Source organism: Pseudonocardia sp. SID8383, from assembly GCF_009864975.1.
GTDB classification, from domain to species: domain Bacteria; phylum Actinomycetota; class Actinomycetes; order Mycobacteriales; family Pseudonocardiaceae; genus Pseudonocardia; species Pseudonocardia alni.
In genome coordinates this window covers 1-598 of the sequence record NZ_WWFY01000905.1, presented here as the reverse complement: position 1 = coordinate 598, position 598 = coordinate 1, and the positions used below count along the sequence as shown (strand labels likewise).

Here is a 598-nt window from a genome sequence, read left to right as displayed (position 1 = left end):
AGCCGACCGTGGCCGTCGAGCGGGCTGCGGGCGAGCCGACCGTGGCTGCCGAGCGGGCTGCGGGCGAGCCGAACCCCCCGGAGGCCGACACGAGGTCCGATCGGGCGAGCGCGTCCGCCGCGGCCCGTGTCCGGGACAGCGGCCCGGCTGCGGCACCGACGGCCCCCGCGGCCCCGACGGGGCCACCCGGTACGGCGGAGCGGTCGATCGTCCTCGACCTCGTCGACGGCGACCTCGAGACCGTCACCGGTACGGCGACGGTGGGAGCCCTGCACGACATGCTCACCCGGGCCCGCCGGTTGGTTCCGCCGTCCGGAACCACACGTCGCGACGACGACACGGTGCGGGTCACCCTGCCCGACGTCGACCACGTCACCGTCCTGCTCTGGGCACGGTCGCTCGCGACGCACCTCGGCGGCCGCGTGCGCCGGGGCGGGCTGCCGGCGGGGACGTCCCTGCGGATGCAGGCCGTCGGACCGCACGGCGTCGAGGGCGACGAGATCGTCACCGAGCTGACCGGGCCGGACACGCCGGCGCCCCTCCCCGAGGCCCCCTCGGCCCGGGCCGGCGGGCATCCCGGCGCCGCGCAGACCGGCGC

General features: G+C 78.6%; 1 protein-coding gene. It reads left to right on the top strand.

Going from position 1 to position 598, the window contains the following annotated elements:
- Positions 1-41: 41 nt before the first annotated feature.
- Positions 42-598, top strand: a 557-nt coding sequence (locus GTW08_RS21630) for a hypothetical protein (RefSeq protein WP_202417508.1), incomplete at its 3' end; no start/stop codon positions are given.